Source organism: Roseiflexus sp. (assembly GCF_057785375.1).
Map to the genome: position 1 here is coordinate 62,847 of NZ_JBYNRX010000008.1, position 8,242 is coordinate 71,088.

General features: G+C 62.0%; 7 protein-coding genes. 2 read left to right on the plus strand and 5 right to left on the minus strand.

The annotated features are described in order from the left end of the window. Complete coding sequence (locus AC3EA7_RS01475; RefSeq protein WP_488612249.1) at window positions 1-1,644, plus strand: hybrid sensor histidine kinase/response regulator; 1,644 nt, start codon at window positions 1-3, stop codon at window positions 1,642-1,644. A 115-nt stretch (window positions 1,645-1,759) separates the two neighbouring features. Here AC3EA7_RS01475 and AC3EA7_RS01480 read toward each other — a convergent pair whose 3' ends face one another. The 5 genes from AC3EA7_RS01480 to AC3EA7_RS01500 form a co-directional block, all read right to left on the minus strand. Beyond that, on the minus strand, window positions 1,760-2,095 hold the full coding sequence (locus AC3EA7_RS01480) for a ferredoxin family protein (RefSeq protein ID WP_488612250.1): 336 nt from the start codon (window positions 2,093-2,095) through the stop codon (window positions 1,760-1,762). 3 nt (window positions 2,096-2,098) lie between these two features. After that, entirely contained in the window at window positions 2,099-3,415 is a 1,317-nt protein-coding gene (locus AC3EA7_RS01485; RefSeq protein ID WP_488612251.1) for an FAD-dependent oxidoreductase, read from the minus strand. Next, window positions 3,393-4,421 (minus strand): electron transfer flavoprotein subunit alpha/FixB family protein, encoded by a 1,029-nt coding sequence (locus tag AC3EA7_RS01490; RefSeq protein WP_488612252.1) that lies wholly within the window; start codon window positions 4,419-4,421, stop codon window positions 3,393-3,395. Before AC3EA7_RS01490 ends, AC3EA7_RS01485 begins: the two co-directional genes overlap by 23 nt. Beyond that, a complete protein-coding gene (locus tag AC3EA7_RS01495; RefSeq protein ID WP_488612253.1) occupies window positions 4,418-5,263 on the minus strand; it encodes an electron transfer flavoprotein subunit beta/FixA family protein in 846 nt (281 codons plus the stop codon). The genes AC3EA7_RS01490 and AC3EA7_RS01495 overlap by 4 nt, the downstream gene beginning before the upstream one ends. Before the next feature lie 367 nt (window positions 5,264-5,630). After that, a complete protein-coding gene (locus AC3EA7_RS01500) occupies window positions 5,631-5,984 on the minus strand; it encodes a DUF4342 domain-containing protein (protein WP_488612254.1) in 354 nt (117 codons plus the stop codon). Between the two features lie 101 nt (window positions 5,985-6,085). Here AC3EA7_RS01500 and AC3EA7_RS01505 point away from each other — a divergent pair, with 101 nt between their 5' ends. After that, window positions 6,086-7,810, plus strand: coding sequence for a thiamine pyrophosphate-binding protein (locus AC3EA7_RS01505; RefSeq protein ID WP_488612255.1), 1,725 nt, complete (start codon window positions 6,086-6,088; stop codon window positions 7,808-7,810). The last annotated feature ends 432 nt before the right edge of the window (window positions 7,811-8,242 follow it).

Here is an 8,242-nt window from a genome sequence, read left to right on the forward strand (position 1 = left end):
ATGGAAGACGCCTCACCCATTGTAGACATTGCCTGTTTGATCGACATGCTCAGTAGCGAGCATCGCTGTGCGTATCTGGTGGTTGATCGTTCCTTTCGCATTCGATCCATCGGGGGATACCAGCGCCTGTTTGACGACCAACCGCCGCAGATTGGCGATTCGCTCTTCGACCTGCTTCCCGAACTGATCGGCAACGAAGACATCCTGAACAACATCCTGGCAGGCAATGTCAGTCGTTTCCATCTGCCCCATGTGAACCGCACGGTGAATGGGGATGTACGCTATCTGCGCCTGCTGACGATACCGCACATTAATGCCCACGGTCGAATCGATGGACTGGTGCAGACCGTCACCGACACCACCGATCAGAGCTTCACCGAACAGGCGTATGTGCAACAACGGAATGAACTGCGTCTACTCAAGGAGCGGTTGAGTCAGCAGAATATCGAACTGGCGCGCACCAACGCCGAACTCCGGCGCGCAAATCGTCTGAAAGACGAATTTCTCGCCGGAATCAGCCACGAGGTGCGCACGCCGCTCTCTGCAATCCTTGGTCTGGCAGAACTCTTGCGCGCACAGATCGTCGGGTCGCTCAATGCTGAACAGATGGAAATGCTGAACCGCATCGAAGAAAGCGGTCGTCACTTGCTGGCAGTGATCAACGATCTTCTCGATCTGGCGAAGATCGAGGCAGGACGCTTCGATCTGGAGCCGCGCCTGGTTGCGGCACATCAGGTCTGCCAGTCAAGCATGCGCATGGTCAACGAACTGGCGCTGCGCAAAAACCAGCGGGTGCACATCAATCTCGATCCGCGCGTTGAAGCGCTTCACGCTGATGAACGCCGGTTGCGCCAGGCGCTGATCAATCTGCTATCGAACGCAGTCAAGTTCACACCGCCAGGCGGCGAGATTGGACTCGACATGCAAGGCGAACCAGAGAACGAGATTGTGCACATCACGGTCTGGGACACCGGCATTGGCATCGCCGCTGAAGATATGCCCCGTCTGTTTCAACCTTTCTCCCAGATTCAGAATGAGTATCAGCGCGACCAAGCAGGCAGCGGCTTGGGGCTGGTGATGGTTGCGCGCCTGGCGGAACTCCACGGCGGCAGTGTGTCACTGGTGAGTGAACCGGGGAAAGGGAGCCGCTTTACCATCACACTGACATGGACCCGTGAATATCAGCAGTGGGAAACGCTGTTGACCGAACGGGATGCCGATACTGCCTTTCCGACACGCATCATCCCGGCTGCGGATGATCTGCCGGTTACGGGGCACGACGAGCACATTCTGCTGATTGACGACGATACAACCGGTAGTGCGATTGTCAGCGATTATCTCCAGCGCTGCGGCTATCGAGTCACGCATGCGGTTTCCGGCGAGGAAGCGCTGGTAGTGGTACGGCAGGCATTACCAGACCTGGCGATTATCGATCTGCGGTTGCGCGAAGGGATGGATGGACTGGAGATTGTGCGCCGTCTTCGCCAGAACATTGCCACCGGCAATATCCCAATCATTGCGCTGACAGCACTGGCAATGCCTGGTGATCGTGAACGCAGCCTGGAGGCCGGCGCCAATGTATACCTGAGCAAACCGGTGCGCCTGCGCCATCTCGTGCAGGAGATTGCGGAGTTGATCAATTGAACGTGCGAAGGTCACACGTGGGGGCGGGGCTGTGACCCGCCCCCACGCGCCGATAACCCGCACCCCCACGCCGATAACCCACCCCACGCCGGTGGCGCGCACACAGCACCAGGCATCACCCGTACTTATACGCCACCCCGTGCCCGCCGCGCGGCAGATGCCAATCCACATTGCGGAACGGGCAAGCAACCCGGCAACTGCCACATTCGATGCACGCCTGGTAACCGACCATCATCCGTCCGTGGCGATCGGTCTCGAAGACATGCGCCGGGCAGAATGCCAGGCACGGCTTGGGATCGCACGCAGCGCAGATCTCCGGGTTCTTGATGCGGATGTGGGCGTTCTCCTCATCGACGTAGTATTTCAGACAAACAATCAGATCGTCGATGTTCACACGCGGCAGGTCAACGTCGGCGACAGGCGCCGTCTGGCCATTGGTTCGATTGCTCATGGCTTACCCTCTCATTGCACGCATTAATTTCAGCATATCCCAGGCGACGCCGGTGAACGAGCGGCGTTCGCGCACCATCTTGAGGATGTCGTGCTCCATGGTGCGCTTGGGAATGCCGTGCGCTGTGAAGTAGCGCAACGCCGCTTCGTTCAACAGGTTGACGTAGGTGCCCATAAACTGGGGTGAACTTTCGAGAAAATTGGTCATGCGCCGGTACTGTTTCATGTCCTTCAACACGAAACTGGCTTCCAGGCTGCGCCGGTAGCGGCTCAGGAACGCCGCCGAAAAATCGCCCGCCTGGTGCGCCGCCAGCGCTGTCTCGCCCGCCATCTTGCCCGCTGTGATCGCCAGGTTTGTCCCTTCGCGATGGAGCGCGTCTACCATCCCGGCAGCGTCGCCTGCTACCATGACCCCATCGCTCGCCAGTTTCGGCATGCGGTCGTATCCCATCTCCGGAATCAGATGTGCCCCATATTCGCGCACTTCGCCCCCTTCCAGGTACGGGCGTACGACCGAATGGTTTTTGAAGCGCTCCAGCACTTCATAGGGGCGCAACCGGTGGGTGACGAACTCGTCGAGCAGCATGCCGACGCCAATGGAAATGCCTGACTGATCGGTGTAGATGAAACCGGTGCCCGGCAATCCGAGTGTCACGTCGCCAAACACGTCGATGGCGACACCCTCGCGTGGACCGCTCAAGCCGAAGCGCGTCTGCAACTCCTTCGCCGGCAGGTTGATGTACTCTTTGACTGCCAGTGCGACATACTTTGGCGGCAGGTCCGATGCAATTAATCCCGCCTGCTGCGTGAGCAGGTTGTTAACCCCCTCAGCAATAATGACAACCGGCGCATAGACCTTGCCTTCGGGGCGATCCGTATCGACGCCGATCACGCGCCCACGTTCGTCCTTCAGCAACCGGGTGACGGTCGTGCGGGTGATGAGCAGTGCACCCGCCGTGGCCGCCTGTTCGGCAAACCACGGGTCGAATCGCGCACGCAGCACGGTGTAGGCATCCGCCGGTTCTTTCAGATACCGTTCGCTCTTGTGCATCACACGAATGGCGCTGTCCGGCGAGAGCATCCAGTACCCCTGCTCGGTGACCGGGCGCTCGAATGGCGGCTTGCGTTCCCAGTAATCGGGCAGGACATCCGCCAGTGCGTGGGTGTAGAACACTCCGCCGAAGAGGTTCTTGGCGCCGGCGAAGCGACCGCGTTCAATGATAATGACATTCAACCCGCCGTGCGCCATCGTCAGCGCCGCCGCCACGCCTGCCGGACCGGCGCCGACGACGATGGCATCAAAGGTGAGCCTGTCCGTCATGCGACTGTCCTTTCACCTGACGTATCAACGCGGGGATCACCTCATACAGATCGCCCACAATCCCCATCGTGGCAATCTGGAAAATCGGTGCGTTTGGATCGGTGTTGATCGCCAGGATGACATCAGCGCCGCTCATACCGACCCGATGCTGCACTGCGCCGGAGATGCCCGCCGCAATGTAGAGTTTGGGCCGCACCGTTTTGCCCGTCTGTCCCACTTGCCGGCTGGCGTCCATCCATCCGGCGTCTACCACCGGACGGCTGGCTGCGACCATGCCGCCGAGTGCGTCCGCCAGTTCCTGCAACAGCGCGAATCCCTCCGGTCCTCCCATGCCACGACCGCCAGCGACGATCACTTCGGCGTACTCGATGTTGGGTTGCTCCTCGGCGCGGATCAACCGCAACCGTTTGACCGGCACATCGTCCTCGCGCATATCGAATGCAACGGTGACCACCTTGCCGGTCGCGTCGGGCACAGGCTCCGGCATCGGCAGCACGCGCGGACGAACGGTTGCCATCTGTGGTCGGTGGCGACGACAGAGGATTGTCGCCATCAGGTTACCGCCAAACGTTGGGCGGGTGGCTGCCAGGATGTGGTTGGCGGGATCAATCGAGAGTTCGGTGCAGTCGGCGGTCAAACCGGTGCTGACGCGCGTGGCGATCGAGCCTGCCAGGTCGCGCCCCAGCGTCGTCGCGCCGATCAGGAAGATCTCCGGGTGATACTCCTTCACCAGCTGGCTGACGGCGACGGCATACGGCAGGTTGCGGTAGATCTCCAGCACCGGATTGTCGATCAGGTAGACGCGCGCTGCGCCATACTGAAACGCCTGTGGCGCCAGATCGGCAACCTGATGCCCCGGCAGCACCGCCTCGACCACGCTGCCCGGCAGATCCGCCGACAGCCGTTTCGCCGCGCCGAGCAATTCCCACGAGACCGGATGCACCTGGTGTTCCTGTTGTTCGACGAATACCCAGATGCGCGGAATGGTTGGCTGTTCAGCGTTCATGACACTACTCCGGTTACAGGTTGCAGATCGCGCACGTGCGCCTGCCCGATTACCGCCATTGCTCGCGCCACCACGGCATCCAGACCCAGGTCGGCAACCGAGAGCACGTCACCCCCGGAGCGCGGCGGCGGAGTATATGCCTTACCCACCACGGTCGGCGAGCCTTTCAGCCCGATCTGCTGCGGATCGAAGGTCACGGGAGATGTTGCCGTCCACGCCTCGGGCTGATAGCGCGCCGCAGCAATCAGGCGCAGCAGCGGCGCATGACGCACCGGCGCAATCTCCTTCTCGACTGTCAACAACACCGGCAGTGTCGTTTCCAACACCTCGATGCCCTGCTCGACACGGCGGTGCACCACTGCTCTGCGAGCCACCAGGTCGAACTCTTCAATCGCCACCGCATACGTGATCAGCGGGATATTCAGGCGGGTCGCCACGCCAGGACCAACCTGCGCCGTATCGCCGTCGATTGCCTGTTTGCCGAAGAAAATGATGTCAACCGGCAGTTCGGCATTGATCGCCTCGATGGTATGAGCCAGCACATACGAGGTCGCCAGGGTGTCGGCGCCGCCAAACTTGCGATCACTGATCAGGATCGCGCGATCCGCGCCCTGCTCGACACATTCGAGGAGCGCTTCCGCCGCTTTCGGCGGACCCATTGTGATGACCGTCACCTGACCGCCGCCGAGTCGTTCTTTGAGTTGCACCGCTGCCTCAACAGCGTGGATGTCGTAGGGGTTGACGATGGCAGGGACCCCCTCGCGGATCAGGGTGCCCGTTTCGGGATCAATACGCACATTCGAGGTGTCGGGCACCTGCTTGATAGCAACGACTGCATGCATAGGACTGCCGCCATTCTTGCTCAATGACGCCTGCGCGTCTCATACCGGATACCAGAAAGGGCGGAGATGAGTCATTCTTTGCAACATTCCCCACATATATTATCAGGGCAGCAGCAGAAAACAGGGAAGAAACGACAATTCTCTGTGGTTATCTGTGAAACGCACGTTGGGGCGCCTCTCCGACCCGCCCCCACCACCGAAACCGGTAGGGGCGGGTCTCAGACCCGCCCCCAACACGGAGGGAGCATGCGCAGGCATGCCCCCTCCTATCCACACTGCCGAATGATGCGCCTCTGCGCGCGACGACCGTCGCACGATCTCGATGTCATCTCAAAGGCGCCCTACCCGACAGAGAAACCCCTGGCGATCAGTGAACGCCTTCAGGGACCGGCACGACGCCAACCCAGGGGATGTTCGTCGTATCGAGTTCGGGGTCGCGCGAAAATGTCTCCGGCGTTATCCGCTCGATTTCGATCGTGCAATGACCAAGAGCGGCTGCCAGGGTATTGATCGCCGATTGCACTGCCGATGACAGCATGCCGCCGAATGCCGAAAAGGATGCGATTGGTTGAAATCCCTGCTTGATGACGATCCGATGGACGCTGCTTTCAGTGATCCGTTCTCGAAGTTGCTCAACCACTGCGCCGCCATCGACGGTGATGGTTTCGGTTGCCGACTGCACTGTCATGATGGTGTCCTCCTGCTTCGTATGGTATGCCATGTTGCCGATCCTCCACGTTGTATGACGCGGTGCGACATGCAGTATACTACAGTCAGTTACGGCAGAGTTTGTGCATTCTCTGTGCAGTCGAAGGAGACCGTATGCGTGGCGGCGATCATGTAGCACAGGCGCTTCAAGCGCATGGCGTGCGCTTTGTTTTCACCCTGACCGGCGGGCATATCGCGCCCATTTTGGTGGGCTGCCGTCAACGCGGCATTCGCGTGATCGACACGCGCCACGAGGCGACCGCAGTGTTCGCCGCCGACGCCGTGGCGCGGCTGACCGGCGTTCCCGGCGTTGCCGTGGTCACCGCCGGTCCTGGCGTGACCAACACCATCACGGCGATCAAGAATGCGCAGATGGCGCAGTCGCCACTGGTGCTGATCGGCGGCGCGGCGGCGACGGCCCTGCGTGGACGAGGCGCGCTGCAAGATATCGACCAGATGGCGCTGATGCAGTCGATCACGAAGTGGCGCCGGTCGGTCGGGCGTGTGCGCGACATTGTTCCGGCGCTAGAGGAGGCGTTCTACCAGGCGCGCAATGGTGTGCCCGGTCCGGTATTCGTTGAACTGCCGGTCGATCTTCTGTACGATGAGCAACTGGTGCGTCAGTGGTACGGTCTGAAGCGCAAGGGGCGCTCCCCGGCACAGTGGGTCGTTCAGCGCTACCTCGACTGGTGGGTGAACCGGTTATTCGCCGGCGCACAGGATCAACCGGCTGTAACCCCGCGCCCGTTCGATATCCCTGAACCGGAAGATCGCGCAGTGCGCGCGGCGGTGATCCGTCTGGTGCAGGCGCGGCGTCCGCTGCTGCTGGTGGGAAGCCAGGCGACGCTCGATACCGCCTCGGTCGATGACCTGGCAGCCGCTATCACCCGGCTTGGCGTCCCGACCTATCTTTCCGGCATGGCGCGCGGATTGCTTGGCGCACACCATCCGTTCCAGATGCGGCACCGGCGGCGTGAGGCGCTGCGCGAAGCCGATCTCGTCATTCTTGCGGGCGTTCCGTGTGACTTCCGCCTCGACTACGGCAATCATATCGCGCGCCGCGCCACGCTTATCGCCGCCAACCGCAGCCGTGCCGACCTGACTCTCAACCGGCGTCCCGATATTGCTGTTCCGGGAGACCCGGCGCAGTTCGTGCGCATGCTGACGGAGCGGATGCTGCCCGGCGAGCACTGGAAGGAGTGGATTGAGCGTTTACGTCAGCGCGACGCGGAACGTGAGGCTGAGATCGTGCGTCAGGCTACCGAACCGACTGCTTATGTCAATCCTGTTCATCTCTGTCGGCTCATCAACGAAGCGCTCTCCGACCGGAGCATCGTGGTGGCTGATGGCGGCGACTTCGTGGCGACGGCTTCGTACATTGTGCGTCCGCCGCGCCCGTTGAGCTGGCTCGATCCGGGACCGTTCGGTACGCTGGGCGTCGGGGCGGGGTTCGCGCTCGGCGCAAAACTGTGTCAGCCCGACGCGGATGTCTGGCTCCTCTACGGCGATGGGTCGGCTGGCTACAGCCTTGCCGAGTTCGACACCTTCGTGCGCCACAATGTTCCGCTGGTTGCGGTGGTAGGGAATGATGCCGGGTGGACGCAGATTGCGCGTGAGCAGGTGGAGATGCTGCATGACGATGTGGCGACCTCGCTGGCGTATAGCGACTACGACCGCGTGGCGGGCGGCTTCGGCGCTGTCGGCTATCGCCTCGACGACCCGGAACTGGCGGAAGAGACATTGCAGCAGGCGCGCCAGACGGCGGCTCAGGGCAGGCCGACGCTGGTCAATGCCCTGATCGGCAAAACCGACTTTCGGAAAGGCTCGATTTCCATGTGAAAGTTGAAGATGGGAAAGTGAGGCGAGGGGCAAGAGGCGAGAGGCACGCGGTGAGGGGCACGAGGCAAGGGGTAAGAGGCGAGAGGCAAGAGGCAAGGGGCGAGAGGCGAGGGGCGAGAGGCGAGGGGCGCGAGGCAAGGGGCACGAGGCGAGGGGCACGAGGCGAGGGGCGAGCGGCGAGGGGCACGAGGCGAGGGGCAAGAGGCGAGGGGTAAGAGGCGAGGGGTAAGAGGCGAGGGGCGAGCGGCAAGGGGCGAGCGGCGAGGGGCGAGAGGCGAGGGGCGCGAGGCGAGGGGTAAGAGGCGAGGGGTAAGAGGCGAGAGGCAAGAGGCAAGGGGCGAGAGGCGAGGGGCGAGGGGCGAGCGGCGAGGGGCACGAGGCGAGGGGCGAGCGGCGAGGGGCACGAGGTGAGGGGCGAGCGGCGAGGGGCGA